The 25,556-nt window shown below is 68.7% G+C and carries 25 protein-coding genes and 2 riboswitches; of the genes, 13 read left to right on the top strand and 12 right to left on the bottom strand.

Annotation, left to right across the window (positions count from 1 at the left end; genetic code table 11):
- Both G6016_RS16205 and G6016_RS16200 read left to right on the top strand, forming a co-directional pair.
- On the top strand, positions 1 to 471 hold a 471-nt coding region (locus G6016_RS16205), incomplete at its 5' end, for an amidase family protein (protein ID WP_241730388.1).
- A gap of 302 nt (positions 472 to 773) precedes the next feature.
- Complete coding sequence (locus G6016_RS16200; protein ID WP_182633624.1) at positions 774 to 2,144, top strand: NAD-dependent succinate-semialdehyde dehydrogenase; 1,371 nt, start codon at positions 774 to 776, stop codon at positions 2,142 to 2,144.
- 174 nt (positions 2,145 to 2,318) lie between these two features.
- Here G6016_RS16200 and G6016_RS16195 read toward each other — a convergent pair whose 3' ends face one another.
- From G6016_RS16195 to G6016_RS16180, 4 genes are all read right to left on the bottom strand, one after another.
- Complete coding sequence (locus G6016_RS16195; RefSeq protein WP_182633623.1) at positions 2,319 to 3,920, bottom strand: ABC transporter substrate-binding protein; 1,602 nt, start codon at positions 3,918 to 3,920, stop codon at positions 2,319 to 2,321.
- Between the two features lie 172 nt (positions 3,921 to 4,092).
- A complete protein-coding gene (locus tag G6016_RS16190) occupies positions 4,093 to 5,700 on the bottom strand; it encodes an ABC transporter substrate-binding protein (protein ID WP_182633622.1) in 1,608 nt (535 codons plus the stop codon).
- The gene (locus G6016_RS16185; RefSeq protein WP_182633621.1) at positions 5,700 to 6,734 is read right to left on the bottom strand and encodes an ABC transporter ATP-binding protein; all 1,035 of its coding nucleotides are present in this window, start codon (positions 6,732 to 6,734) and stop codon (positions 5,700 to 5,702) included. The genes G6016_RS16190 and G6016_RS16185 overlap by 1 nt, the downstream gene beginning before the upstream one ends.
- Positions 6,731 to 7,654: an ABC transporter ATP-binding protein gene (locus G6016_RS16180; RefSeq protein WP_338403650.1), complete on the bottom strand. Its 924-nt coding sequence runs from the start codon at positions 7,652 to 7,654 to the stop codon at positions 6,731 to 6,733. Before G6016_RS16180 ends, G6016_RS16185 begins: the two co-directional genes overlap by 4 nt.
- Before the next feature lie 269 nt (positions 7,655 to 7,923).
- Between G6016_RS16180 and G6016_RS17760 the strand changes: the two genes are divergently transcribed.
- Genes G6016_RS17760 through G6016_RS16165 form a run of 3 tightly spaced genes read left to right on the top strand, consistent with a single transcriptional unit; the run spans position 7,924 to position 10,748 of the window.
- Positions 7,924 to 9,042, top strand: coding sequence for an ABC transporter permease subunit (locus G6016_RS17760; RefSeq protein ID WP_182633620.1), 1,119 nt, complete (start codon positions 7,924 to 7,926; stop codon positions 9,040 to 9,042).
- Positions 9,035 to 9,949, top strand: coding sequence for an ABC transporter permease subunit (locus G6016_RS16170; RefSeq protein WP_182633619.1), 915 nt, complete (start codon positions 9,035 to 9,037; stop codon positions 9,947 to 9,949). The genes G6016_RS17760 and G6016_RS16170 overlap by 8 nt, the downstream gene beginning before the upstream one ends.
- Entirely contained in the window at positions 9,933 to 10,748 is an 816-nt protein-coding gene (locus G6016_RS16165; protein WP_338403648.1) for a TetR family transcriptional regulator, read from the top strand. The genes G6016_RS16170 and G6016_RS16165 overlap by 17 nt, the downstream gene beginning before the upstream one ends.
- A 69-nt stretch (positions 10,749 to 10,817) precedes the next feature.
- On the opposite strand, the gene G6016_RS16160 is transcribed toward G6016_RS16165, so the two are convergent.
- On the bottom strand, positions 10,818 to 11,849 hold the full coding sequence (locus tag G6016_RS16160; protein WP_182633618.1) for a formylglycine-generating enzyme family protein: 1,032 nt from the start codon (positions 11,847 to 11,849) through the stop codon (positions 10,818 to 10,820).
- Positions 11,846 to 12,445: a TetR/AcrR family transcriptional regulator gene (locus G6016_RS16155; RefSeq protein WP_182633617.1), complete on the bottom strand. Its 600-nt coding sequence runs from the start codon at positions 12,443 to 12,445 to the stop codon at positions 11,846 to 11,848. Before G6016_RS16155 ends, G6016_RS16160 begins: the two co-directional genes overlap by 4 nt.
- 138 nt (positions 12,446 to 12,583) lie before the next feature.
- Here G6016_RS16155 and G6016_RS16150 point away from each other — a divergent pair, with 138 nt between their 5' ends.
- Both G6016_RS16150 and G6016_RS16145 read left to right on the top strand, forming a co-directional pair.
- Positions 12,584 to 13,483, top strand: coding sequence for a TauD/TfdA dioxygenase family protein (locus tag G6016_RS16150; RefSeq protein ID WP_182633616.1), 900 nt, complete (start codon positions 12,584 to 12,586; stop codon positions 13,481 to 13,483).
- Positions 13,480 to 15,873, top strand: coding sequence for an arylsulfatase (locus G6016_RS16145; protein ID WP_241730387.1), 2,394 nt, complete (start codon positions 13,480 to 13,482; stop codon positions 15,871 to 15,873). Before G6016_RS16150 ends, G6016_RS16145 begins: the two co-directional genes overlap by 4 nt.
- An 89-nt stretch (positions 15,874 to 15,962) precedes the next feature.
- Here the strand turns inward: G6016_RS16145 and G6016_RS16140 are convergent, their stop codons facing one another.
- Together G6016_RS16140 and G6016_RS16135 are read right to left on the bottom strand one after the other, a co-directional pair.
- Positions 15,963 to 16,166, bottom strand: coding sequence for a hypothetical protein (locus tag G6016_RS16140; RefSeq protein ID WP_182633615.1), 204 nt, complete (start codon positions 16,164 to 16,166; stop codon positions 15,963 to 15,965).
- A 150-nt stretch (positions 16,167 to 16,316) separates the two neighbouring features.
- Positions 16,317 to 17,186, bottom strand: a complete 870-nt coding sequence (locus G6016_RS16135; RefSeq protein ID WP_187354683.1) for an aspartate dehydrogenase domain-containing protein — start codon at positions 17,184 to 17,186, stop codon at positions 16,317 to 16,319.
- A gap of 115 nt (positions 17,187 to 17,301) precedes the next feature.
- Here G6016_RS16135 and G6016_RS16130 point away from each other — a divergent pair, with 115 nt between their 5' ends.
- Positions 17,302 to 18,186 carry an SMP-30/gluconolactonase/LRE family protein gene (locus G6016_RS16130; RefSeq protein WP_182633614.1) on the top strand — a complete coding sequence of 295 codons (885 nt, stop codon included), beginning with the start codon at positions 17,302 to 17,304 and terminating at the stop codon, positions 18,184 to 18,186.
- A gap of 67 nt (positions 18,187 to 18,253) precedes the next feature.
- On the opposite strand, the gene G6016_RS16125 is transcribed toward G6016_RS16130, so the two are convergent.
- Positions 18,254 to 19,066, bottom strand: coding sequence for an MOSC domain-containing protein (locus G6016_RS16125; protein ID WP_182633613.1), 813 nt, complete (start codon positions 19,064 to 19,066; stop codon positions 18,254 to 18,256).
- An 8-nt stretch (positions 19,067 to 19,074) separates the two neighbouring features.
- Positions 19,075 to 19,141: riboswitch (guanidine-III (ykkC-III) riboswitch) on the top strand.
- A 10-nt stretch (positions 19,142 to 19,151) separates the two neighbouring features.
- Here G6016_RS16125 and G6016_RS17410 point away from each other — a divergent pair.
- A complete protein-coding gene (locus G6016_RS17410; protein ID WP_182633612.1) occupies positions 19,152 to 19,466 on the top strand; it encodes an SMR family transporter in 315 nt (104 codons plus the stop codon).
- A 136-nt stretch (positions 19,467 to 19,602) separates the two neighbouring features.
- Complete coding sequence (locus tag G6016_RS16115; protein WP_182633611.1) at positions 19,603 to 20,070, top strand: SRPBCC family protein; 468 nt, start codon at positions 19,603 to 19,605, stop codon at positions 20,068 to 20,070.
- On the opposite strand, the gene G6016_RS16110 is transcribed toward G6016_RS16115, so the two are convergent.
- A complete protein-coding gene (locus G6016_RS16110) occupies positions 20,067 to 22,238 on the bottom strand; it encodes a GMC oxidoreductase (RefSeq protein WP_241730386.1) in 2,172 nt (723 codons plus the stop codon). The genes G6016_RS16115 and G6016_RS16110 overlap by 4 nt on opposite strands.
- 217 nt (positions 22,239 to 22,455) lie before the next feature.
- A riboswitch (TPP riboswitch) is annotated at positions 22,456 to 22,554 on the top strand.
- 56 nt (positions 22,555 to 22,610) lie between these two features.
- Here G6016_RS16110 and G6016_RS16105 point away from each other — a divergent pair.
- From G6016_RS16105 to G6016_RS16095, 3 genes are all read left to right on the top strand, one after another.
- Positions 22,611 to 23,375: a 3-oxoacyl-ACP reductase gene (locus G6016_RS16105; protein ID WP_182633610.1), complete on the top strand. Its 765-nt coding sequence runs from the start codon at positions 22,611 to 22,613 to the stop codon at positions 23,373 to 23,375.
- 124 nt (positions 23,376 to 23,499) lie between these two features.
- Positions 23,500 to 23,862, top strand: coding sequence for a hypothetical protein (locus G6016_RS16100; protein WP_182633609.1), 363 nt, complete (start codon positions 23,500 to 23,502; stop codon positions 23,860 to 23,862).
- Positions 23,863 to 23,896: 34 nt separating this feature from the next.
- Entirely contained in the window at positions 23,897 to 24,415 is a 519-nt protein-coding gene (locus G6016_RS16095) for a hypothetical protein (RefSeq protein WP_182633608.1), read from the top strand.
- Positions 24,416 to 24,470: 55 nt separating this feature from the next.
- Here the strand turns inward: G6016_RS16095 and G6016_RS16090 are convergent, their stop codons facing one another.
- Together G6016_RS16090 and G6016_RS16085 are read right to left on the bottom strand one after the other, a co-directional pair.
- Positions 24,471 to 24,749 carry a hypothetical protein gene (locus G6016_RS16090; protein ID WP_182633607.1) on the bottom strand — a complete coding sequence of 93 codons (279 nt, stop codon included), beginning with the start codon at positions 24,747 to 24,749 and terminating at the stop codon, positions 24,471 to 24,473.
- A gap of 232 nt (positions 24,750 to 24,981) precedes the next feature.
- Positions 24,982 to 25,556: alpha/beta hydrolase (locus tag G6016_RS16085; protein ID WP_182633606.1), on the bottom strand; the 575-nt coding region annotated here is incomplete at its 5' end.

The raw sequence follows: 25,556 nt of genomic DNA, 5'->3' as shown, positions 1-25,556 counted from the left end.
GACGACGACATCGAGCCCTGGACCCGCGTGATCCTGGAGAATTCGCTGACCCACTCGGCTCCCGATGTGGCCCGTGCGTTGCAGACCGCGCAACGGATGGGCTGGACGATCGCCGAGCTCTTCGGGGCAGGGGGTTCGGGCGACTTTGGCAGGTCGGGCGGCTCAGACGGCGTGGATGTGCTGCTGCTACCGACGCTGCCGTCGGTGACCCCCGAGCTGGGATATCTGGATGTGACCGACCCGGAGTCGATGTGGACGCGTTCGTCGGCCTACTCGGTGTGCACCGGCATGTTCAATCTGTCGGGACAGCCGGCGATCTCGCTGCCCGCGGGCCTCGACTCGCGTGGGCTGCCGGTGGGAGTGCAGCTGGTCGCCGACTACGCGCGCGAGGGCCTGCTGCTGCGGCTGTCGGGCCAGCTTGAGGCGGCCGCGCCGTGGGCACGGATCGCGCCGGGGTTCGCCGGGTGGTGAGCTGACCTCGGCGGACTCTGCCGGACTCTGCCGGACTGGGTCGAGCTGCGCCGGGATTTTCCGGGCTGGGCTGGGGCGAGCGAGCCGGGCCGGGGCTGGCCGTGTCGGGAGGGGCATCCGCGCCTGCGCATGGCGTCTCGCATGCGCGGATGCCCGCTGGCTTTGCAGACGCGCCTCTCGATGGCGTCTCGCACTCCCTGCGGTGTGGGGGAGGCGCCGAGGCGGCACCAGTGGGCGGGAGCGAGGAGGCGGCGTACGGTCGCGACCACACGCCCCCGACAAGGTCAGGATGTGATCGCACGATGAGCACATACCGCACCCACAACCCCTCCACCGGCCGGACCGTTGCCGAGTACGACGGCCTGGCAGACCACGAGGTGGACAACGTCCTCTCCCGTGCCGTGGAGGGATTCCACTCCTGGAACCGCTGGTCGCCGGCCCGGCGAGCGGAGGTGCTCGCGGCCATCGCCGACGAGTTCCAGGCCCGGACCGATGAACTGGCCCGAGCGATCTCCGAGGAGATGGGCAAACCCCTCGCGCAGGCGGTGGGGGAGGTGAAGCTGGCCGCCTCGATCTACCGCTGGTACGCCGAGCACGGTCCCGCACTACTCGCCTCCGAGGAACTGGACGTCAGCGGCGCCCGCGAGAACGCGATCACGGTCGAACCCGTGGGACCGCTGGTCGGGGTGATGCCGTGGAACTACCCCTACTACCAGGTGGCCCGGTTCGCCGCGCCCAACCTCATGGCCGGCAACACGGTGATCCTCAAGCACGCATCGATCTGTGCGAAGAGTTCCGCCCTCATCGAGCAGCTCCAACGCGCGGCCGGGCTGCCGGAGAACACGTTCCTCAACGTCTATGCGTCGTCAGACCAGGTGGCGCAGATGGTCGCCGATCCACGAGTGCACGGCGTCTCCCTGACCGGAAGTGAGCGCGCCGGCGCGGCTGTCGCCGAGGTGGCGGGCAAGAACCTCACCAAGAGCGTGCTCGAGCTGGGCGGCTCAGACCCGCTGATCGTCCTCGACAGCGACAACCTCAGCGAGCTCGTCGACGAACTGGGACGGGCGCGGCTGTCCAACTCGGGCCAGGCATGCAACTCGCCCAAGCGCATGTTCGTCCCCGAGGACCTCTACGACGACTTCGTCGCCCAACTCACCGACCTCTACAGGAGTATTGAGGTGGGGCCGGCGAGTGACGAGAGCACCGAGATGGGGCCGCTGTCCAGCGAAGACGCGCGCGATGGCGTGGTGGACCAGGTGCGGACAGCGGTCGAGCAGGGCGCCAAGCTGCGGATCGGCGGCGACCCGATCGACCGCCCCGGCGCCTACATGGAGCCCACCGTGCTCACCGATATCACCGACGAGATGGACGTCTACCACGACGAGGTCTTTGGCCCCGTGGCCATGGTCTACAAGTACACCGACCTGGACGAGGCACTCCGTATCGCCAACGACACCCGCTTCGGACTCTCCGGCTCCGTCTGGGGCACAGATGCGGACCGGGCCGCGCAGGTGGCCGACCGGATCGACGCCGGGATGGTCTACGTCAATGAGCACGGGACCACCCGAGCAGGACTGCCGTTCGGCGGGGTCAAGGCATCCGGCTACGGCCGGGAGCTCGGACGCTGGGGAATGGCGGAGTTCGTCAACACGAAACTGCGTCGGGTGAGCTGAGGGCCGGCCTCGTCGTCGTCGCCCCCGATGCGATGACCAGCTCCCCACCCGCACCCGGGCCGCGACGGTGACACCGCGCGGCGAGTGCCGAATAAAGACGCCGGCCCCGACGGCAGCGGCCCCGGTTCCCGCGACGATGCGGGAGCCGGGGCCGGACTCGTCAGGGGCTGCGGGTCAGTCCTGAACGAAGGCGCCGTCGAAGAGGACGGTCGAGTAGATGGTGGGGGAGATGCCGGCCACCGAGTCGTCGACCACGACGTACTCCTCCGAGTTGGCGAGAACCGCGAACGGCACCGCCTTGTTGTAGACCTCCTGGAGGTGGTTCAGGGCCGCCTTCTGGGAATCCAGATCGGACGCGGCCTTGAACTCGGTGACCGCCTTGGTCAGCTCCGGATCGTCGATGCCGGAGAGATTGGTTGACCCGCCCGGCACGAACGCGCTGTAGAAGGCGCTGGCGGGATCGGCATCAGACACAGCGAGGCCACCGATGACCGCCTCGAAGTCCTTGGTGAACTGACGCGCCACGACCTGGGTGACGGGCGCGCTGTCCAGGGTCACATCGAAGCCCGCGGCGTCCAGCAGCGCCTTGATCGCGACCCCGGACTCCGTGTTCTCCGGGCTGTCCGCGATCAGCAGGGTCAGCTCCCCGTTCCAGTCCGGGCGATCCGCCTTGACCTCGTCGACCAGACGCTTGGCCTCGGCCTCGTCGTAACCCGGGCCCTCCTGGCCGTCGTAGAACCGGGACGAGTCGGCGATCAGAGCGGAGGTGGGCTGACCCACACCACCGGTCAGGCGCTGGTTGATCAGGTCACGATCGAGGGCGTGGGACACGGCCCGGCGGGCGCGCTCGTCGGTGAGGACGCCGTCGTAGCCAGCCGCCCCGGTGTTGAGGTTGACGACCGAGCCGGCGCTGGCGATGGTCTCGAAACCGCGGTCGCCGGCATCCTGGGCGTCGGTCACCGACTTGGCGCCGCGGAGGAAGCCCACCTGGACCTCGCCGGTCTGGAATGCCTCGTACGTGCCCTGGGAGCCGGGGATGCGGATGAACTCGAGCGTCGGGCAGACCGGGCCGCCGTAGTAGTCCGGGTTCGGCTGGAGGACGACCTCCTGGTCCGGGATGTAGGAGTCCATGACGAAGGCGCCTGCGCCGATCGGCTGGCGCGCCCACTCCTCCGGCGTCGATGCCTCGTACGCGGCCTGGGGGATGACCTCCCCGCCGGTGCCGGCGAGCAGGATCGGGAAGCCGGCCCACGCCTCGGTGAGCCTGAACTCCACCGTCTGCGAATCCACCACGACGACCTCGTCCACCTGCAGGGCGTCGGTCATCACGGTCGAGCGGGTCGCCGGATCCTGGTGCAGGCCGATGGTGAAGGCGACGTCCTCGGCGGTGAGCGGATCGCCGTTGGAGAAGGTGACGCCCTCGCGCAGGGTGAGGGTCCACACAGTGTTGTCGTCGTTGGACTCGAGCGACTCGGCGAGCTTGGGCTCAAACTCGGCGGCCTCGGGGTTCCAGCGCATGAGTCGGTCGTAGATGGCGGCCGACTCGGAGCCGCCACGGACTCCGTGCTGACCCTGGCCGGGGGCGAAGGACGGCAGCATGGCGTACTCGCCCATGGTGATGGTGCCGCCCGCCCGGTCGGCGGTGCAGCGTTCTGACTGGTCGGGCGCGGTGGCGCCGGAAGCCGAGTTGGTGGCGTCCGGGCCGCCGCCACCGCACGCGGTCAGCGCGATGGTGGCGGTGGCGAGGACGGATAGGGCGCGGATAGCGCGGGGCATGGTGATCTCCTGGAAATGGGAAGGGGACGTGGCCCGGGTTGGGGGCGTTCGGTCCCGTGGACAGACGACCGGGCCCCGGGTCTCTCGCCGGTGGGCGAGGAACTCGGGGCCCGGACTGCGAGGGGTTCGTGGAGTGGGCCCCGCCGCCGAGGTCAGCGGCGGGGCCGGAGGATCACTCCTCGACGTAGGCGTTGTCGAAGAGCATCACCGAGGACATCGTGGGCACGACGCCCTTGACCGACTCATCGATGACCACATACTGCTCGGCGTTGGCCAGGACGGTGAACGGAAGCACGTCGTTGTAGACGTCCTGCACGTGGCTCAGTGCCTCCTTCTGCGCACCCAGGTCGGCGGCGGCCTTGAACTCGACGAGGGCGGCGGTCAGCTCCGGATTGTCGATACCGGTGAGGTTGGTCGCGCCACCGGGGCTCATCGCGCTCGCCAGGGTCGAGGCCAGGTCGGCGTCAGACGGTGCGAGGCCGCCGATCACGACCTCGTAGTCGCCGGTGAACTGGCGCGCGGTGACCTGGGAGACCGGAGCGTTGACGATCGAGACGTTGAATCCGGCGGCATCGAGCATCGCCTTGGCGACAACGCCCGCCTCCACGTTCTCGGGGCCGTCCGAGATCAGCAACTCGAGCGAGCCGTCCCAGTCGGGGTTCTCGGCCTTGACCTCGTCCACCAGACGCTTGGCCTCGGCCTCGTCGTACTTCGGGCCCTCCTGGCCGTCGTAAAAGCGCGAGGACTCGGCCACCAGTGCCGAGGTGGGCTGGCCCTCGCCACCGGCGAGACGCTGGTCCCACAGGTCGCGGTCGATGGCATGTCCGACGGCCTTGCGGGCGCGCTCGTCGGTGAGGACGCCGTCGTAACCGGCCTTGCCGGAGTTCATGTTGATGATCGAGCCGGCGCTGATGATCTCCTCGAAGCCCTGGACGCCGTCGGACTGCGCCTGGTTGACGAACTTCGCGCCCCGGAGCATGCCGACCTGCACCTCGCCGGTCTGGAAGGCCTCATAGGTGCCCTGGGAGCCCGGGATGCGGATGAACTCGAGGGTCGGGCAGACCGGGCCGTCGTAGTAGTCCGGGTTCGGCTGGAGGACGACCTCCTGATCCGGGGTGTAGGAATCCATGACGAAGGCGCCGGCGCCGATCGGGTTTCTGGCCCACTCCTCCGGGCCGGCCGCCTCGTAGGCCGCCTGTGGAATGACCTCGCCCACGGTTCCGGCGAGCAGTGCCGGGAATCCGGCCCACGACTCGCCGAGGGTGAACTCGACGGTCTGGGGGTCGACGACAGTGACCTCATCGACGTTCATGGCCTCCGTCATGGCGACGGAACGGGTGGCCGGGTCCTTGTGCAGGCCGATGGTGAAGGCCACGTCCTCGGCGGTGAGCGGATCGCCGTTGGAGAAGTTGACGCCCTCGCGCAGGGTGAGGGTCCACACGGTGTTGTCGTCGTTGGCCTCGAGAGACTCGGCGAGCTTGGGCTCAAACTCCTGGGACTCCGGGTTCCAGAGCATGAGCCGGTCGTAGATGGCCGCGGACTCGGACCCGCCACGGATGCCGTACTGGCCCTGGCCCGGCATGAACGTGGGGAGCATGACGTACTCGCCCATGGTGATGGTGCCGCCCACCAGGTCCTCGGTGCACTCCCCGCCGGCAGCCGGCGTGATGCCCTCGCTGCCGCCGGCAGTCGAGGAGTCGTCGGCTCCGCCGCCTCCGCAGGCGGTCAGGGCCAGCGTCGCCGCCGTGAGCACGGCGAGTGCGCCTGTTGCTTTCTTCATCAGTTCTCCTCGAGGGGATGGTGGCACGCGACCTTGTGGCCGGGTGCGATGTCGACAAGTTGTGGACGTTCGGTTGCGCAGAGCTCCGTGGCCCGGGGGCACCGGGTCCGGAATCTGCAGCCGGATGGGGGGTTCAGAGGGGAGGGCAGCTCGGAACTCGTTGCCGAGATCGCCGCCTCTCCCAGGGTGTCGGCGAGGGTGCCACCGAGCGTCGGGGCGGACGAGATGAGCAGCATCGTGTACGGGTGTGCGGGGGCGCGGTAGAGCGCCTCGGTGTCCGCGACCTCGCACACGGTGCCCAGGTACATCACGGCAACCTGATCGGCGATGTTGTGCACCACGGACAGGTCGTGCGAGATGAACACCATCGTCAGGCGGTAGCGCTCCTTCATGTCCTCGAGCAGGTTGAGGATCTGCGCCTGCACGGACACGTCGAGTGCGGACACCGGTTCGTCACACACCAGCACCTCGGGCTCGAGCACCAGTGCCCGGGCCAGCGCGATGCGCTGGCACTGGCCGCCGGAGAACTCCGACGGACGGCGGCCGCCGGCGTGCTCGGGGTCCAGTCCCACGGACTCCAGAGCGGCATCGACCCGGCGACGGATCTCCGCACGCCCGCCCTCAACACCCTGGATCTCCAGGCCCTCGGCCACGATGTCGCGGACGGTGCGCCGGGGATTGAGTGAGGAGATGGGGTCCTGGAACACCATCTGGATCATCTTCCGCGCCTGCTTGAGCGCAGAACCCGAGAGCGTGGTCAGGTCGGTCTCATCCACCCGCACGCTGCCTGCGGTGGGGCGCGGCAGTTGCAGCATGGCCCGGCCGAGGCTGGACTTGCCGCAGCCCGACTCGCCCACCAGGGCGAGCGTCGAACCGCGAGGGACGTCCAGGGAGACATCGGAGACGGCGTGGACGGTGCCCTTACGGGTCTTGTACTCCACGGTCACGGAGTCGACGACGAGTTTGCTCTCGCCGGCGTCCGCCGGACCGGACGGGTCCGGGGCGACGTGGTCGGTGGTGATGGTGCCGTTCATGAGGCCTCGCTGGTCTGAATGCGTGAGGGGGTCAGCGGGTGATGGCAGCTCACCCGGTGGTCTGCCGAGCCGTGCAGCTCCTCCAGCGGGGGATCAACACTCAGGCAGATGTCGGTCTTCTGTGTGCACCGCGGGGCGAACCGGCAGCCTCCGGGCATCTCGCGGAGGTTCGGCGGGCGACCCTCGATGACGGTGAGCCGGGTGTGGGGAGGCTGATCGGGTCGGGGGATCGAGGATAAGAGTGCCTCGGTGTACGGGTGCGCGGGCTCGTCGAGCATGGCCCGGGTCACGCCCACCTCGAGGAAATGGCCCGCGTACATTACGCCGATGCGGTCGGTGTGCTGCGAGACCACCGCGAGGTCGTGGCTGACGAGGATCATCGCCATGTCGCCGTCGGACTGGAGGCCGTGGAGCAGGTCGAGGATCTCGTGCTGCACGGTCACGTCGAGAGCGGTCGTCGGTTCGTCTGCGATGAGCAGCTTCGGCTCGCAAGACAGCGCGATCGCGATGCCGACTCGCTGCCGCATGCCGCCCGAGAGCTGGTGGGGGTATTCGCCCATGCGCGCTCGAGGTGAGGGGATTCGTACCTTCTCGAGCATCTCGATCGCACGCTCGGTGGCCTGGCGCCGGTTCAGCCCCAGGTGATGACGCAGGGGATCGGTGATCTGCCGGCCGATCGTGCGGATGGGGTTGAGCGAGGTCAGGGGGTCCTGGAAGACCATGGCGATCTCCCGGCCCCAGAACTTGGTCGACTCACGCTTGCTGAGGGACAGGACGTCACGGCCGTCGAAGCGCACCGTGGATGACGGATCCACCGTCGCGGCGGAGGGGGCGATGCCCATGATCGAGCGGACGAGCATGGACTTGCCGGAGCCGGACTCCCCGACGATGCCGATGGTTTCGCCACGGCGCAGCGAGATGTCGACTCCGTCGACCGGGGTGATCCGGCCACCCGGGGTGTCGATGTGGGTGCGGAGGTCGCGGACCTCGAGCAGTAGGTCTGCGCGGTCGCCGTGCTCGGTGGACTCGCGCGAATGGGCGGCGGGGATGACTGCCTCCTCAGGATCTGTCCGGTCTAAGTCATCTACTTAATCGGTCTTGCTGTGACGAGTATCACGGCTTAAGGTGTCTACGTCAAGAAAATTAAGCAGCCGCCTCATGCGGTGTCTCAATCGAAGGGTCTCACCTCGTGCTCAGGTTCATTGGCGAACGCGCTCTGCACGCGGTCATCGTCGTCGTACTCGCCGCGGTCGGGGCGTTCTTCCTGATGGAAGCGGTGGACGGTGACGCGGCGGCGACCGCGGTCGGTCCCGGCGCTACCGAAGAGCAATACCAACTCGCCCGGGAGGAGCTGGGTCTCGACGATCCGGTAATGACTCGTTTCGCTAACTGGGCGGGCGGAATAGTCCGGGGTGACCTCGGGGATTCGCTCATACCGCCGAGTCAGCCGGTGACCGAGATGATCGGCAATGCGCTGCCGGTCACGATGCAGCTGGCATTCACCGCGATCATCCTCTCGCTCGTGATCGCGGTGCCCGTTGCGGTCTGGTCGGCCTACCGGCGTGGAGGTGTATTCGACCAGATCTCGTCCATCGTCGCGTTTGCGTTCATCTCGGTCCCCAGCTTCGTGGCCGGCCTGCTGCTCATCTACCTGTTCGTCTTCAACCACTCGCTGGCGCAGCAGATCATCATCGGCATCGCCATCGTCGTGGGGCTGGCCGTGGCGTTGTCTCCACTCGGCAAACGCGGCAGCCGAGAGGAGCCGGGACGGATGTGGAGTCGCGCGCTCATCGGCGGGTTCGTCGTGGGCGGCATCCTCGCGTTGCTCGCGCTGTTCCTGCCGGAGTTCCCCCGTCAGGGATTCGTGCCGATCACCGAAGATCTGGGGGAGAACCTGAACAGCATCGCTCTGCCGGCACTGACGCTCGCGCTCATGGAGGTCGCGATCTTCACCCGTGTCCTGCGGACCGACATGATCTCTACCCTTCAGCAGGACTTCGTGCTCTCCGCCCGCGCCAAGGGGATGCCTACCAGGCACGTCCTGGTGGCTGAGGCACTGCGCCCCTCAACCGTCTCCATCATCACGCTCGCAGGCATCAGCCTCGGCCGCCTGATCGGTGGCACCGTGGTGATCGAGCGCCTGTTCAACCTGCCCGGGATGGGCACGATGATCGTCGACGGAGTCCAGAACGACAACGTGCCAGTCGTCCTGGGCGGCGTGATCGTGATCGCCGTGTTCTACGTCCTGGTCAACACGATCGTGGACATCACCTACGCACTCATCGACCCGAGGATCCGCCGTGGCTGACACATCTTTGACCCGCAATGACCAGCCCGTCGACCCGGTCGCTGCCACGCGACCCAGCCGGCGTCGCCCGAAATTGCCGAAACTCGGCGGCATCGGCACCTGGCTTGCGCTGATCTGGACCTTCCTGATCATCGTGGGCGCTGCCTTCGTGGACTTCCTACCGCTGGCCGAGTCCCGCAACCCCAGCAACGCGCTGGGGGCTCTCGACAAACTCCCGCCGGACCTGTTCACCGCACATCCCCTCGGAACCGACTCCCAGGCGCTCGACGTCCTCGGCGGACTGCTCTACGGCGCCCGGGTCTCGCTGGTGGTGGGCGTCGGAGGCGTCATCGTGGGCGCCCTCATCGGAGGGGCGCTCGGACTGGTGGCCGGGTATCGCGGCGGATGGACGGACCGAGTGGTCTCGATCATCACCGACACGATGCTGGCGTTCCCCTCGCTCATCCTGCTCATCGCGATCATCACGGTTCTCGAGCCGACGCTGCTCAACATCACCTTCGCGCTGGGAGTCATGGTGGTGCCGTCGTTCGCCAGGCTCGTACGCGCCAATGCCATGAGTTACTCGAGTCGTGAGTTCGTCACCGCAGCGCGATCTCTGGGGGCGGGCGAGTTCCGGATCATGCTGCGGGAGGTTGCCCCGAACATCCTGCCGGCGATCTTCTCCTACAGTTTTATGCTGGTCGCGGTCCTTATCGTTGCCGAGGCCTCCCTGAGTTACCTCGGCCTCAGTATTCCCAGGCCGGAGCCGACCTGGGGCAACATGATCAGTGCCGGTCAGGCCGACTTCCAGAAGTACCCGTATCTCGTGGGTGTGCCTGCCGTCGTCCTGTTCCTCACGGTGCTGAGCTTCAACCAGATCGGCGAGGCCGCCGGAAGGAAGTGGAGTCCAGGTGCAGCCAAGATCTGATTCGGGTCCCGAGGTGGCCGCTCCCGCGCCGACCGCCCCCGTGGTCCGGGCCCCGGGCTTGAGTGTTTCCGACGAGTCACACACCGACGAGCTCGCGCCCAAGGGGCCCAAGGAGTTGATGATCGAGGTCGCTGACCGGCTCATCGGCGAGCGGGGCCTGGACAACGTGTCGATGCGGGACGTCGCGTCGGTCGCCGGGCAGCGGAACAACTCCGCCGTCCAGTACCACTTCGGCAGCCGTGACGGCCTCGTCACCCAGATCCTGCGGCGCCGGATCGCGGCCATGGACGCCGAGCGCAGGCGCCGGCTGACCGAGGTCGACGCACAGGGACTGGGCACCGATATGAACACCCTGGTGCACGTGCTGTTCGGCCCGATCGTCGACCTGCTGCGAGATTCTCCCGAGGCCACCCATTACGCCCGATTCCTCCACCGGATCGGCCCGGTCACGGGTCCGGAGGTGCCGGAGGTGCACCTGCGGACCAAGTCCGACGACGTGGTGGTGCGACTGATCGACGCCATGTCGCACCTGCCGCGCCGAGTGGCGTTCGAACGGATCGACCTGGCGACCCAGATGTTCACCGGTTCACTGGCCGTGTACGAGGACCGCCGCGACGCCAACAACAAGGTGGTCAACACCGAGTTCGAGGCCGTGGTGTCCCACCTGTACGACATGGTCGCCGCATCGTTTCGTGCCGGAATCGGCACCGGGGCGCCAACGACCGAGGGCGAGGTAACAGCCGAGTCGGAGGGCGCGGAGGCAGCTGGGCCGGAAGGTGCGAGCGAACCCTCCGGCTAGGTCGGGGACGCGTCTGTGGTCAGGTCTGCGGTCAGGCTTGCGGCGAGGAGGCTTCGGCCGCGTCGGCGGTCAGAGGTCGCGGACGCACCGGAAACCGAGGTTCGCGGTCGCGGAGTCAGTGGTGTTGGAGGACCGCGCCGCGACCCGGTACCGGTAGCAGTACGAGTCGTGGCACAGGTAGGACCCGCCGCGCATCACCCGCCAGTCGTCGCTACCGGGAGCCCGGCCGGGGGCCAGCTCGGAGAGCTCGTCCGCAGCGGGCCCCTGGGGATTGTCGGACCCGGACACCGCGTAATAGCCGGGGTCGAAGCGGTCCGCGCACCACTCCCACACGTTGCCGACCATTTGGTACAGACCGAAGTCGTTCGGCCGGAACGTGCGGACCGGCGCGGTGGTCAGGTAGCCGTCCTCGGCCGAATTGTGGGTCGGGAACCGGCCCTGCCAGACGTTGAGATTCCAGCGGCCACGCGGCGTGAGCTCGTCGCCCCAGGGGAACCGCGCCGACTGCAGGCCGCCCCGCGACGCGTACTCCCACTCGGCTTCGGTCGGCAGCCGCGTGCCCGACCACAGGCAATACGCCATCGCGTCGTTCCACGACACGTGCACCACCGGATGGTTCTGCAACTCGGTGATCGACGAGCGGGGCCCGCCCGGGTGACGCCAGTTCGCGCCCTTCACCGCCACCCACCACGGCGTCTCGGCGAGCTGGTGCATCACGTCCGCCTCGGCGGCGTCCACGGCGAGGTGGAACACCGCCGAGGCGCCGATCTGTTCGGCCTCCGTCACGTACCCCGTGTCCTTGCAGAACGTCGCGAACTGCGCGTTGGTCACCGCGGTCTCGTCCATCCGGAACGAGTCGATCCGGACCTCGTGAACAGGGACCTCGCCGTCCGCGGGGTAGCCCTCGTCGTGCTGATCGCCCATCTGGAACGAGCCCGAGGGAATCACCTTCTGACGACGTGAACGCCCCGCACCCGCCCCTGGGACGGCCGAACCCGGCCACGGGACACCGTTCGTGTCCGGCCCGTGAGGGGAATCGGGATCCGGGTTACCCGGACCGAGCGGGCCCGACGGGGCGCAGCAGGAACTCGTCGTCGTCATCGCTCGTCCTTGTCCTCGGTGGCACCTGCCGACGATCCTGTCACGACTTGTGCCAGCAGATCGGCCATGCGCGTATCGATCCCGTCGCGCTGCTCGGGCGTGAACTCCAGGACGTCCATGATCTGCTCGCGCAGCACCGGCCAGGCGTAGATCATGGTGAGCGCCATCGCCAGGCTGAGCTCGTCGGCGGGCGCGGGATCGGTCATGTCGGCGACCGCGCGGGCCGGACGGTTCGACGCCTCCAGCACCGGTCGGCCCACCGCGCCGGGGTCGAGCGAGAGCCACAGCAGGAGGCGGCTGAACTCGGGATTGATGGTGGCGCCGAGCAGCATCGACCGGATCGCGGCGCCGGCGTCCTCGTGGATGTCGATCCGGGCCGATCCGTGCCGCAGTCCCGACTCGAGGACCTCGGCCAGCAGATCGTCCTTGTTGCCGATGTGGCGGTGGATCAGGCCGAGGTTGACGTCCGCGGCGTCGGCGACCTCCCGCAGTGACGCGCGCGGGCCGCGGGCGGCGAACACGCGCCTGGCGGTGCCTAGGACGGCGCGGCGGACGGCCTCGCGGCCAGAGGGTTTGCCGGGATTCGGGGTAACCATGGACACAACTGTAGACGACCGTCTACAGTTGGCGGTAGTGGCCGGGATCAACCGCCCAGCAAATGGGTGACGACCCTCTTCCCCTTCTCCCGGTAGCCCCTCGCCGGCCCGCGACCTGAGGCCGACTGAAAGGAACACATGCAGATCACCGTCGGTGACCATCGGATCGAGTTCGGCCCCAAACGCCTGCGACTGGGCGTGGACGACGGGGTGCCCGCGTCCTACGAGCATCTCCGGCTCGAGCCGGTGACGCCGTACATCGGCGCCGAGATCTCCGGCGTCGACCTCGCGGCCCCGACCCCGGCGCAGATCGATGAACTCCGCCGTGCCCTGCTCGACTGGAAGGTTCTGTTCTTCCGCGATCAGCAGCACCTCACTGCGGAGCAGCACCGGGATTTCGCGGCGCACTGGGGCGAGCTCGAGGTCCACCCGCTGCTCGCGCAGGGGGAGATCCCCGAGGTGGTGCGGTTCGACCGCGGGCAGGAGAATCCGGGTACGGAGAACATCTGGCACGTCGACGTCTCGTGGCAGCAGCGGCCGCCCCTCGGCTCCGTACTGCGCGCGACCGACGTGCCCGCCGCTGGTGGGGACACCCTCTGGTCGGACATGGGAAATGCGTACGAGGCGCTGCCCGAGAAGATCAAGGAGCGGATCGACGGACTGACCGCCACCCACGACTTCACCCCGACCTTCGGGCTCGGCATGGCCCCCGACAAGCTCGCCGAGATGCAGGCGAAGTACCCGCCTCAGCACCATCCCGTCGTGCGCACGCACCCCGACACCGGGCGCAAGATGCTGTTCGTCAACGGACTGTTCACCACGGCCATCGAAGGAGTGGATCCGGAGGAGGGCCGGGAGCTCCTGCGACTTCTCCTCGATCAGGTCGCGATGCCCGATTTCCAGGTGCGCTTGAGGTGGGCGCCGGGCACGGTGGCGTTCTGGGACAACCGGGCGACCCAGCATTACGCCTGTAGTGACTACTTTCCGCACCGTCGCGTGATGGAGCGCGTTGCGATTGAAGGAGATATCCCCGCATGAGTCCCACAGTTCCCGGCATGCCTGCAGTCGACGACCTCGATCGCCACGTCATTCCGCCCCGGCGTCTGGCGGGCCGGGTCCCCGCAGAGATGGACCGTCGAGACCAACAGGACCCGTTCCCCGGCGGCGAGACGGTGAAAGCGCCCGAGGGAGCGCCGAACATCCTGCTCGTGATGCTCGATGACGTGGGCTTCGGCACGTCATCGGCCTTTGGCGGCCCGTGCCGCACACCCACCATCGAGCGGCTGGCCGCCGACGGCGCCGGATACACGCGCTTCCACACCACGGCGCTGTGCTCGCCCACCCGCGCGGCCACCCTGACCGGTCGAAACCACCACAGCGTGGGCATGGGTGTGATCGCCGAGATCGCCACCCGCGCACCCGGATACACCGGGATGCGACCGGATTCTGCAGCGACCGTCGCCCGCGTGCTGCGCGGAAATGGGTACGCCACCGGCGCGTTCGGCAAGATGCACCAAACCCCGCCGTGGGAGACCACGGCTGCAGGCCCGTTCGACCGCTGGCCCACCGAGGAGGGGTTCGACACCTTCTACGGATTCCTCGGGGCCGAGGCCGATCACTTCGCCCCCGTTCTCTACGACGGTCGAAAGCAGGTGGATCCGCCGCGCACTCCGGAGGAGGGCTACCACCTCACTGAGGACCTGGTGGATCGGGCCATCCAGTGGACCGACGAGCTCGGCTCGGTCGCACCTGACCAGCCGTGGTTCTGCTACCTGCCGTTCGGCGCGGTGCACGCGCCGCTGCACGTGCCCGAGGGCTACCGTGACCGCTACACCGGCGAGTTCGATGAGGGCTGGGATGCGCTGCGCGAGCGCACGCTCGCCCGCCAGAAGGAACTCGGTGTGGTGCCGCCGGACACCGAGATGGGCCCGTGGGCGCCGGGCCTGCCGCACTGGGACGAGTTGGACGACGACGAGCGACGTGTGGCCGCTCGCCTCATGGAGCTGTACGCAGGTTTCCTCGAGCACACAGACGACCAGGTGGGACGCCTGATCGACCACCTCGAGGCGAACGGCAAGCTGGAGAACACGCTGGTCCTGTACATGGTGGGGGACAACGGCGCCTCCACCGAGGGCGGCCGGCTCGGCGCGTTCAACTACCTCGCCGGTCTCAACGGCATCCCCTCTACGACCGAGGAGGTCCTGGCGGGCTGGGACGAGCTCGGCGGGCCCGGCTCGTACCCGCACTTCCCCTCCGCCTGGGCCCTGGCGCTCAACACCCCGTACCAGTGGGCCAAGCAGGTCGCCTCCCACTACGGCGGCACCCGTAACGGGCTGGTCGCGCACTGGCCCGGCCGTATCGCCGAGCCTGGCCGCCTGCGCCACCAGTGGCACCACTGCGTGGACATCACGCCCACGATCCTGGAGGCGGCCGGCCTGCCGATGCCGCATACCGTGGACGGGGTGGCGCAGAAGCCACTTGAGGGTGTGGGGATGGCCTACACGTTCACCGATCCCGACGCTGACGAGCGCCACACCACCCAGTACTTCGAGATCTTCGGCAATCGCGGCATCTATGACCACGGCTGGACGGCGGTGACCGTGCAGCGCGCACCGTGGCTCATGGCCACTCGAGGTATCGAGTCGACCCCACTCGCGGAGAGTACGTGGGAGCTGTACGACACCCGCTCCGACTGGTCGCAGTCCCGCGATCTGGCGGCGGAACGCCCGGATATCCTCGAGCGGCTCAAGATCAAGTTCATCGCCGAGGCCGCCCGCTACAACGTCCTACCGCTGGACGACTCCACCGTCGGGCGCCAGTCCGGCCGTGCGAACCGGCCGCCGCACCCCATGTCGGGCCGCTCGTCCATCACGCTGTACCCGCACATGGACGGACTCAACGAGAAGGCCGCCCCCAAGCTGTTCAATCGTGGGTTCCTGCTGTCGGCCTCGCTGGACGTCGCGCCCGCCGAGTCGGGAGCCGAGCCGTGCGAGGGCGTGCTGCTGAGCATGGGCGGCCGGTTCGGCGGTCTGGTGCTGTACCTGCTCGACGGCGTGCCGGTGTTCGAGTACAACTTCTTCGGCCGCGCACACGGCAAGGCCGAGGGCACGTCGCCGCTGGTGCCGGGCGCGCGCCGGGTGGAGCTCGAGTTCGACTACGACGGCGGGATCGCCGCGGGCGCCGACCTGCGCCTGTTCGTCGACGGCGAGCAGGTGGGCGAGGGGCGGATCGGCGTGACCGCTCCCGCGATGTTCAGCATGAACGAGACCCTCGACATCGGTCGAAGCCGCGGCAGCGAGGTGAGTACTGCCTACAAGGGCGCGTTCCCGGTGCGCGGCGCGACGCTCCATCACGTGCGGGTGGACCTGCAGCGCGGCGAAGAGTTGCCGCGCGCGACGCGGGAGCGGATCGAGCTCGCCACGCACTGACGGCGCACGTGCCAGCCCCGCCACGTGGGTTCACGCGGCGGAGCCGGAGCGGGTGGGTGCGCGCCGGTGGGTGCGTGTGTGGGGCGAGGTCAGAAGACCTCGAAGGCGTAGCCGAGGAGCCCGATCACGACGAGAAGGACGACGACGACGATCACACCGATCCACACATACGGACCCTTGCGGCCCGGCTGTGGTGACGGACTCGGCTCCATCGTCTCCGATTCGGATTGCCGTTCGGTCCGGGCGTGCTCCGGGATCTTCGGCTCGTCGGGGTGTGATTGCGAATTGGTCATGTCTGCACCTCTCGGTCGACGGGGTGCACACGGTTAGGGGGTCGCGTTTCCGGCTGCCACCGGTGTGGTGGCCCGGCCGGTGGTGGTAGCGATTGCGGTTGCGGTGGCGGTGGCGAATGCGAAGTCGGGGCGGTGGGTCGCGACGTCGGGTCAGCGGTGCGTCGAACGGTCGAGCACAACTGCTCCCGGCCCCACCCCGTCGCGGATGCCGATGAGCAGTTCCGCGACCGACCAGGCCGTGATCGTGGACGTTCGCCCGCCAGAGGCGGGGTCGAGGGAGTTTTCGAAACTCATCTCGTAGGCGCCCAGCTTGGAGTGCCATTCCACGACGTGACGGGTGCGCGTGACCTGCGGATCCGCGGCAACCACCACCTCGACCCGGTCCAGTCCCAGGGTGGCCAGTGCCAGTGCGACGGACGCGTTCGACGTCCTCGGGTACTCCAGGGCGGCCTCGCGGGCCGAGCCCCGGAACACCTCGTGACGCTCGGTGAGATCGTCGGTGACGCCCAGGGCACGGGGGCTCTTGATGGTGGTGTGCCGCAGGCTCGCGTCTTCGATCCCGGCGCGGGCTGCGGCGGCGAGCACGTCGAGTCCACCGACCGCTCCCGCGGGCACGAGCACCCGGCCCATCCGCGGTGCAGTGGATGCGGCATCGGAAGCGGCATTGCCAGCCTCGGTTGCATCCGTACCGGACGTCCCGCCGAGCAGGTCCCGCGGATTGGAGTGCCGGGCGAACACCCCGCAGGAACACACGATGATGTCCTTGCCCACCGAGGTGACGCGGGGGATCAGCTCCTCCGCGGCGGCGACGGTCGTGGCTTCCACCACCACGTCGGCGGCCTCGATCGCGCGATCGAACTCCTCGGGTGTGCTGTCCGATCTCAGGACCGCCACCAGCTGCGCGGCCGGGACACGCCCCTTCTCCAAGGCCGAGATCACGGCACCACCGATCGAGCCGGAGCCGATCACGGTCACCCGCAGCGCGCGGGTGAATTCGGTGGGGGCGAGGGGAGGGGCCATACCTTGCAACGGTACCGATGCATCCCCGGCCGGACCGCCGATCGGCTGGCGTGAACCTCGGTTGATTCCGCTGTATTCCGGGACCGTCATCCGATCCGAGATAGACACTGACTACATGAGCATCGATCGTGAGAATGCTGACGGCGTCGAACTCGAGTGGGACGTGGTCCTCGGTGGGCTCCGGTTCCCGGAAGGACCGCGGTGGCACGAAGGTTCCCTGTGGTTTTCCGATGTGCACGCCGGGCGGGTCCACCGGTTGGACGTCGAGTCGGGGACCGCACAGGTGGTAGCGGAAACAGACACCGCGCCGGCCGGTCTGGGTTTTCTCCCCGACGGCCGACTGTTGCTGTCCTCGGGAAGCGACTGCCGGATCCTGCGACGGGAACCAGACGGTCGACTGGAGGTGCATGCGGACCTCGGCGAGTTGGCGTCGTGGCAGCTCAACGACCTGTGCGTCGACCCGCGAGGCCGCGCGTTCGTGGGTGATTACGGTGATGGATCGGCCCCGCCGGATCCGGCCTTCCCCGCGGACTTGTTGCGTGTGGATCCGGACGGGTCTGTCCACGTGGCCGCCTTCGACATGCATTTCGCAAACGGGATGGTCGTGACCCCTGACGGTGGCACGCTGGTCGTGGCCGAGACCCGATCGGTGCCCGGACGGCTCACCGCATTCACCATCGCGGACGACGGTGAGCTGACCGGCCGCCGCACACTGTGCGAATTCGAACCGCACGTGCTGCCCGATGGGCTCGCGATCGATGCACTGGGCAACATCTGGGTGGCCTCGCCGTTCAGTGGTGAACTTCTGCGCGTCAGCCCGGATGGCCGGGTGGACCTGCACGTACGAGTGGACAACCCCTACGCTGTTGCCCTGCGTCCGGTGACCGCCGGTGCGAGCGGTGGCGGGGAACTATTTGTCTGCTCGTCGCCCGACTGGCGGCCGGACGCCACCGAGGACAACCCGCAAGGGGTGATTCTGCGGGCGGTGCTGCCGGCGTGAGAGTGCCGTAGCGAGGGTGGGCCCGTGCCGATGCTTCACGCCCGAACCGTCCACGCTGACCGGCGGCTCAGTGCAGATGCACCTCGTCGCCCTCGCTGATCCGGCCGGGCTCGATGACACGCAGGTACACGCCGAAGTCCATGCCGGTCCGGGCGGCCAGCGTCTTGAGGACGGAGCCGTCGTGTGGGAGCTCGGCCTGGGGAAGATTGACCATCACGCACCGGGGTATGCGGACCGTGACCTCGCAGGTGACCTCACCGAGCTGGAGCCGGCGGCCCACCCAGTCGAACTCCGGGAACCCGCCGGATCCCGAGCCGGTGGACACGATGATGTTCTTGCGGAACCGGCGCGGGTCGATCACCGAGTCGGGGACGGCACCCTGCAGCGCGCCCAGCGCGGAAGTGGTGGCCAGTGAGAGCGGCATCGCGTCGAAGTAGGTGCCGCTCAGCTCGGCCTCGGAGAGGCGGCCACGCCGATCATGCGCCTGGCTATCGGGAGACTGCCGCGGCCACAGCGAAACGCATCGACCAGCAGCCGCGGACAGTGCGTCATTGATGTCGTTGTCGTCGTTGCTCCGTACTTTTCTTCCCCCGGGCAGCGTGATCTCGACCGGCGGCGCCCCATCCGCGATGGGCTCGGCGAGATAGCGGGCGTGGAACTGCAGCAACGAACCGAGCTTCTTGGCATTGGTGAGGTGCCCGGTCTGCTCGTCGCGCAGCGCCCACCCGCGGTCGCCCGGGAAACCCCACCGTTCGGTCACCGCGGTGGCGGCCAGCCGATCGCCGCGCATTGACTTGACCGGGAACCGCCACAGCTCCGAAACCTCACCCACGTGCATGGTGACCAATCTGTCATTGCCGCCCATCCCGGCGTGTGACATCTTCGGTCACAGGACCCCGACACGGGGCCTCCGGACGAGGGCGGCCGTACCCGGTGTGCGACAAGACGGCGCGCAGGAGGCCGTCGTGTCGTGGATCGTTCTTGTCTTTTCCGGTGTGCTGGAGGCCGTGTGGGCCACCGCGCTCGGGCGGTCGGAGGGCTTCATCCGGCTCTGGCCGACCGTGGTGTTCGCGGTGACGATGGTCGTGAGCATGGTCGGCCTGGCCTACGCGATGCGCGATCTGCCGGTGGGGACCGCGTATGCGGTGTGGGTGGGCATCGGCGCGACGCTGACCGTCGTCTACGCCATGGCCACCGGGGTCGAGCCGGTGTCGGTGGCCAAGGTTATTTTCCTAGTGATGATCATCGGCGGCGTGGTGGGGCTCAAGGCCGTCAGCTGACCTCAGGCGCCGTCAGGCGACCTCAGGCGACCTAGGAAGACGTCGGGCGCACACGGATGGGGCCCGCGTCCGTACCGTGGGGCCAACCGGCCCGGACCGACGTCCGGGACCGACCACCCCAGAGGAGGCAACGCCCATGGCACCCGTCACCACCGTTGATCAGGGACCCCGCGTGATCGCCCGTCGCGTCACCGTCAACGCCCCCGCCGCCGAGTTGTTCGCGATGCTCAACGACCCCCGCAGGCACGGCGAGGTCGACGGGTCGGGCACCGTCCGCGACAACGTGCGCGGCCCGGAGCAGCTGTCGCAGGGCGCGAAGTTCACCACCGCGATGAAGATGTTCGGCGTCCCGTACCGCCTGACCTGCACCGTGACCGAGCACGAGGACACCGCTGAGCGGAAGGTCATCGAGTGGGAGCACCCGGCCGGCCACCGGTGGCGGTGGGAGTTCGTCCCCGTCGACCAGGGCACGACCGAGGTGACCGAGAGCTTCGACCCCACCAAATCCAAGATCGGCCGCGTCCTGGAGGTCACCGGCCTCGCCGGACGCAACGTCGCCGGCATCGAGCAGACCCTGGCCAAGCTGGCCGCGCGGTACGCCTAGACCCGGCTGAGCAGCAGGGGCGCCGCGGCCACCCTCGACCACGGCCCACCGGCGAACGTCAGCCCGATCAGCCGCCGGTCGTCGAGCGGCCGGAACTCGTCCCGCACCCACCGCCACGGCACCGGACTGTCGGCGCCGTAGGAGCACACGATCGCCGGCCGCCCGTCCAGCCACGACGGCTCCAGCTTCACCTGCATGGGAATGATCTCGCGGTGTGCGCCGTTGTCGTCGTCGACCAGGTTCGTGGCCCCACCCGCGCCGTCGAATCGCTTGCCCCGCCAGCCCGGCATCCCGCCGAGCGCGATCGCCCGCGGCGCCACCACCGTCAGCGGCGCGGGGCCGATGAACGTGACCAGGTAGTCGCCCGCGTGGGGCCGTGCGACGGGCGGCGTGGCCCGCGAGAACAGGGCCCGCAGGGCGCCGGTCGAGGTGGGAAGGCTGCTGGTCACGGGGTGCGGCGTCGGAGGTGAAGAATGTGACGACGACGACAATACGGTGGACGCACCCGCTGCCCTGCGGGCGGCGTAGAGGGCGGCAAAGCGCTCGGCCATCGCGGTGATCGTCAGGGACGGATTCACGCCCACGTTGGCGGGGATCGACGAACCATCGACTATGTACAGACTCGGGTGGCCGAACACCTGATGATCGGTGTCGATCACGCCGTCCGCAGCCGAGTTGCCCATCGCCGCGCCGCCCAGGATGTGGGCGGTGATCGATTTGCCGCCGACCGACTCGAGCAGCAGGTTGAGCGGCCGGCCGCCGATCGACTCGGCGAACCGGCGCGCCACCTCGTTGGCCTGCGGGATGTAGCTCGGGGCCGGCTCGCCGGCTCCCGCCTCCGAGCGCAGCACCTTCGTCCATGGCCGCACCGGCGAGGGCGAGTACGTCAACCGGATCTCGTTTTCCACGTTCTGCATCACGGTGAACACGCTCAGCCGCTCGAGGAAATTCCTCGAGCTCAGCAGACTCAACTGTCGTAGAGGGCGGCGGGCGAGCTCGGCGAGCGCGTTCCGACGCCTGCGCGCGGGATCGGCGCCGTCGACCAGAGGGCCGAGCTGGAACCGCATGTGCCAGCCGCCGACGTACCGGTTCTGGGTGACGTGCGTGGCGGCGTCGGGGTAGAACTCGCTGGAGATGGTGGGTCCGCGCGTGAGGTCGGTGGCGGGATTGTCCGCGAGTACCGCCGTGATCGCCTCCGAGTTGGTGCGCACGCCCTCGCCGAGCCGCTGTGAGACGCGGGGGAGCAGGCCCTGCTCGCGGGAGCGGAAAAGGAGCTCGACGGTGCCGAGCACGCCCGCTGCCAGGACCACCTCCGGCGCGCGGACCGCGCCGCCACCTGCGGTGCGGATCTCGTAGCCGCCGCCCGGCAGTTCGGCGATCGTGTCGACGCGGGTGTCGGGCCGGACCTCCACCCCGAGTCGTTCGGCGAGCCACAGATAGTTCACGTCCAGGGTGTTCTTGCTGCCGTACGGGCAGCCCACCAGGCACGCGCCGCACATCCGGCACCCGGTCCGCTCGGGGCCCGCGCCGCCGAAGAACGGGTCGGGAACGGTCTCGCCCTCCCTGCCGAAGTAGATCGCCATAGGCGTGGGCCGGTACGTGTCGAGGGCGCCCATCGCGTTGGCGGTGGCCTCGAGGTGGCGGTCCATCTGGCCCACGTGCGCGGTGGTCTCGCGGCCGAGCATGCGGGCGGCGGTCCGGTAGTGCTCGGCGAGCTCGGCCCGCCACCCCGCCTCGGACCCGAGCTCGCCCCCGGACCCAGTCCCGTTCCCGTCGCCGTCCCCGGACCCGGACCCTGGCGACGTGGGTTCGGGCCGCACGGGTTCGGGCCACGCGGGGTCGGTGAAGAACTCGTCCTTCGGCTCGAGCAGTACGCCAGCCCACACGATGCTGCCACCACCCACTCCGGCGCCGCCGATGATCCCGACGTGCCGCAGCACCCGCTGCCAGAAGAACCCACGCAGCCCGAGCTCCGGCATCCACAGGTACTTGCGGGGATCGCGCCGCGCGGCGAGAAAGTCCTCGCGGGCATGCCGCCGGCCCTGTTCCAGCACGAGCACCGATCGGCCCTGCTCGGCCAGGCGCAATGCGGCCACGGCGCCCCCGAAACCACTGCCCACGACGACCACGTCGGGAGAGGACACCACGCCAGTTGGACAGTCGTTCATCTCATGGATCCTAGGCGGTCACCTGCGCTGGCGGGGCTGATCCGGCGTCGCCAGCAGTCCGCCCCTCCGGTTGCAAGACATCCACCCGCAGTCGCAAGACATCTGGTGCGAAAATGTGGTCGAGAATCGCACCAGATGTCAGGCAGTCGGGCGAGCATGTCGTGCAACCGGGAGGGGACCGCCGCTTCCGAGCCGCCGCGGCGCCTGCCCTAGGCTGGGCCACGACACGGGGTGCCGCCCGACCGGGGCGGCTGAGAACACACCCGTCGAACCTGATCTGGGTAGTTCCAGCGAAGGAATGTCGACTCGCCGCCCGCTCGCCGGGCCGGCTCTGCGCACTCCTGGCGCCGGTGCTGCCGGAAAGCGAGTGGAATGCGTATCGACGAGCAGGTCGTCCTGGTCACCGGCGGAGCGCGGGGGCTGGGCAAGGAAATCTCGCGGGCGTTCGGGCGGGAGGGAGCGTTCGTCGTCGTCAACTATCGTCGCAGCGCTGACGCCGCCGCCGACCTGGTCCGTGAGCTCGGCGCCGACCGCGCCGTCGCCCTTCAGGGCGATGTGACCAACGACGACGAGGTGCGCAGCCTCGTCGAGAAGGCCCACAGCCACTTCGGTCGACCGATCACCACGATCATCAACAACGCGCTGGCCGATTTCGAGTTCAACGGCGACGGCCGGCCATCACCCGATGCTCTGACCTGGGATGATCTAGACCGGCAGTTTCGCGGCGCGGCCAAGGCGATGCTCTCGACCACCCAGGCTGCGCTGCCCGGAATGCGCGAGGTGGGGTTCGGGCGGGTCGTGAACATCGGCACCAACCTGTTCCAGCACCCTGTGGTCCCGTATCACGACTACACGGCCGCCAAGGCCGCAGCGCTGTCGCTGACGCGCACCCTCGCCGCGGATCTCGGTAAGGACGGGATCACGGTGAACATGGTCTCCGGCGGGCTGCTGCGCACGACCGATGCAAGCGCCGCTACGCCTGAAGAGGTGTTCGACCTCATCGCCTCGGGCACGCCGCTGCGCCGGGTCGTCACTCCCGCTGAGCTGGCCGACGCGGTCCTGTTCTTCGCTTCGCCGTGGTCGCGCGCGGTGACGGGTCAGAACCTCATCGTGGACGGCGGGCTGGTCAACGGCTGAGTCGCGGCGACGCTGTCGGTGCGGGGCTACCGTTCCTGTGGCACGAGAGATCGGTCATTGGGCTACCGTCGAGGTCACGGGCCATGTCGACGATGGGTGTGCCTGAATCCGGGAGGTGAGCGGTGTGACCCTGAATCCACTGGGCCGTGCGCGTACTGCTGAAGCGCGGCGGGTGATTCTCTCGGAGCAAGCGGTTGCCGAGCTGGACCGGCACCTCTCTGTCTGGGACGAGCAGCGGGAGGCGCTCCTCTCGGATGGACTCGGCAGTGATCCGCTGCGTCATGTCCCGCGCACATGGCCGATCCGGGAATCGGCGGATGCGAGTGCGGCGGCCAGGACCGCGGCGCCCCTCACGCCCCCAGCGCTCGCGGCGGAGATCTCGGCGTTGGGCCAGTCAGGGGTGGGCAAGCTGATCGGCGCGGGCGTCTCGGTCACCCTGGTCCTGTCGATCGCCGTCGCCCTGATCCTCAACGCGGTCGGCGGATGATGCCCACTCACGTGTTCCGAAGGGTCTCGTCGTTGTGCCGTTGATCATCGCTCTTGTGCTCGCCGCGGCGATCCTGGCCGTCGTGGCCTGGTTCGCGTCGTCGGGCTGGTTGGTCCGATCGGCGCTCGACGACCTGGCTCGTCGTCGCAGGCTGCGGGCTGGAACCGATCCGCTCCAGCTGACCGCGCAACGAGCCGGCGACTCGGCCTTGCGCTCATACCAGTTGGCGCGGAAGGGACTGTTAGACACGGTCGACGGTTGGTACGAGCTCCGCGAGAAACAAGGGATCGATTCGCCGCTGGCGGACGGGTTCACCGAGTTCAGGGCGACGGCCGACTCGGATCTCAGATTCCAAGACCTACTAGATCGGGCCATCACCGCGTGCACTGACAATGCCAAGACCGCGCCGGACTCGGTAGCCGAACTCATCGCCGAGGCTGCCCGGATGGACACCATGACGCTGGAGATTCGGAAATACCTGCATCGGGACTCGCCATCCGATGAGCGTCCGCCGTCCTCCACGCGGCGTCCGTGGCCCAAGCGGCGGAAATAGCCGGAGCTGGCAGTCAACCCGCGGCGCCCCACCCGACGCCTTTAGGAACGGCTGATCAGTACCAGCAGTTGTCCTCGGGGCCGTCGCCCGGGAGCACGATGAAGCAGCGGGCGGACTCCCACAGCATCGTCGCCGACCCGACCGGGTCGGTCACTGCGTCAGCGGAGAGCGACACACTGGCTGCGGCCCATTCGCCGACGGATCCCGGGCTCACCGACGCGGCATCCACTGCGCCGGGCTCCTCCTGGGCGTGGGCGACCGGAGCGCCGACGCCCGCCAGCGCGAGGGCGGCAAGGGTGCAGGTGGCTCCGCGACGGATGGTCGAGCGGCTCATCGTTCCTCCTCGGTGTGGTGTCCGGATGTCCGGATGTCCGGATGTCCGGACGGGCCGGGAGCAACCCGACCCCGCGACCCGGCACCCTGAACTGGGTGGGCCCAACATACGATTCGGGAAAGACGTCCACGAGGGTCATGCGCCGGATATCAGGACCATTTCACCTGCCGCACTGGAGAGATCAACGAATTCTCTCGCCTGCCTCGCCACTCTTGCCTCTTGCCTCGGCCCCTCACTCGGCGACCGGCATCGGCGGGGCCGGGGCGTGGGTGACGCCGGTATGTCCGGTGCGCAGGTACTCGACCACCGCGTCGTCGACCACCGTGTTGCCCTTGGCCACCTGTCCGTGGTCGCCGCCGTCGACGGTGATGACGTGCGCACCCATCTGCCGGGCGAGTGCGTGCGCACCGGCCAGCGGGGTCTGCGGGTCGCCAACGGAGTTGATGAGTAGCGGCGGGGTGTCGAGCGCATCCCCGTTCAGTCCGATCGGGGTGGTGACCGGGGCGGCGCCGGCGCACGCGGCACCCGAGCTGAACATCAGGCCGACGGCGTCGAAGATGTCCCCGGTGACGAACTGGGTCCACAGGAACCCGGGGTAGTCGAGCGGCCGCGGCGCGATCTTGTTCTCGTTACACAGGACCGCCGACTGCATGTTGAGTGCCACCATGGCCTCTTCGGGCACGTCCGGAAGTTGTGGGTCACCACCTCCCGCGCCCAGTCCCACGGGCTCGCCGTCGCGCAGCGCCTCGGCGACCATCGGCCAGCCCGCCGACTGCGGCGCCAGCCCGCGGGTGGCGGCCAGGGTCG

Source organism: Dietzia aerolata (assembly GCF_014144865.1).
GTDB classification, from domain to species: domain Bacteria; phylum Actinomycetota; class Actinomycetes; order Mycobacteriales; family Mycobacteriaceae; genus Dietzia; species Dietzia aerolata.
Note: the sequence above shows the minus strand (reverse complement) of the source record. Positions and strands in the feature narration are given on the sequence as shown.

What these genes read in the sequence shown, in the direction of transcription:
- G6016_RS16150 (WP_182633616.1), top strand. Translation starts at nt 12,584, where the DNA reads ATGCAGATCACCGTCGGTGACCATCGGATCGAGTTCGGCCCCAAACGC.
- G6016_RS16190 (WP_182633622.1), bottom strand. Translation starts at nt 5,700, where the DNA reads ATGAAGAAAGCAACAGGCGCACTCGCCGTGCTCACGGCGGCGACGCTG.
- G6016_RS16140 (WP_182633615.1), bottom strand. Translation starts at nt 16,166, where the DNA reads ATGACCAATTCGCAATCACACCCCGACGAGCCGAAGATCCCGGAGCAC.
- G6016_RS16105 (WP_182633610.1), top strand. Translation starts at nt 22,611, where the DNA reads ATGCGTATCGACGAGCAGGTCGTCCTGGTCACCGGCGGAGCGCGGGGG.
- G6016_RS16145 (WP_241730387.1), top strand. Translation starts at nt 13,480, where the DNA reads ATGAGTCCCACAGTTCCCGGCATGCCTGCAGTCGACGACCTCGATCGC.
- G6016_RS16130 (WP_182633614.1), top strand. Translation starts at nt 17,302, where the DNA reads ATGAGCATCGATCGTGAGAATGCTGACGGCGTCGAACTCGAGTGGGAC.
- G6016_RS16090 (WP_182633607.1), bottom strand. Translation starts at nt 24,749, where the DNA reads ATGAGCCGCTCGACCATCCGTCGCGGAGCCACCTGCACCCTTGCCGCC.
- G6016_RS16110 (WP_241730386.1), bottom strand. Translation starts at nt 22,238, where the DNA reads ATGAACGACTGTCCAACTGGCGTGGTGTCCTCTCCCGACGTGGTCGTC.
- G6016_RS16185 (WP_182633621.1), bottom strand. Translation starts at nt 6,734, where the DNA reads ATGAACGGCACCATCACCACCGACCACGTCGCCCCGGACCCGTCCGGT.
- G6016_RS16155 (WP_182633617.1), bottom strand. Translation starts at nt 12,445, where the DNA reads ATGGTTACCCCGAATCCCGGCAAACCCTCTGGCCGCGAGGCCGTCCGC.
- G6016_RS16125 (WP_182633613.1), bottom strand. Translation starts at nt 19,066, where the DNA reads ATGTCACACGCCGGGATGGGCGGCAATGACAGATTGGTCACCATGCAC.
- G6016_RS16195 (WP_182633623.1), bottom strand. Translation starts at nt 3,920, where the DNA reads ATGCCCCGCGCTATCCGCGCCCTATCCGTCCTCGCCACCGCCACCATC.
- G6016_RS16200 (WP_182633624.1), top strand. Translation starts at nt 774, where the DNA reads ATGAGCACATACCGCACCCACAACCCCTCCACCGGCCGGACCGTTGCC.
- G6016_RS16135 (WP_187354683.1), bottom strand. Translation starts at nt 17,186, where the DNA reads ATGGCCCCTCCCCTCGCCCCCACCGAATTCACCCGCGCGCTGCGGGTG.
- G6016_RS16160 (WP_182633618.1), bottom strand. Translation starts at nt 11,849, where the DNA reads ATGACGACGACGAGTTCCTGCTGCGCCCCGTCGGGCCCGCTCGGTCCG.
- G6016_RS16115 (WP_182633611.1), top strand. Translation starts at nt 19,603, where the DNA reads ATGGCACCCGTCACCACCGTTGATCAGGGACCCCGCGTGATCGCCCGT.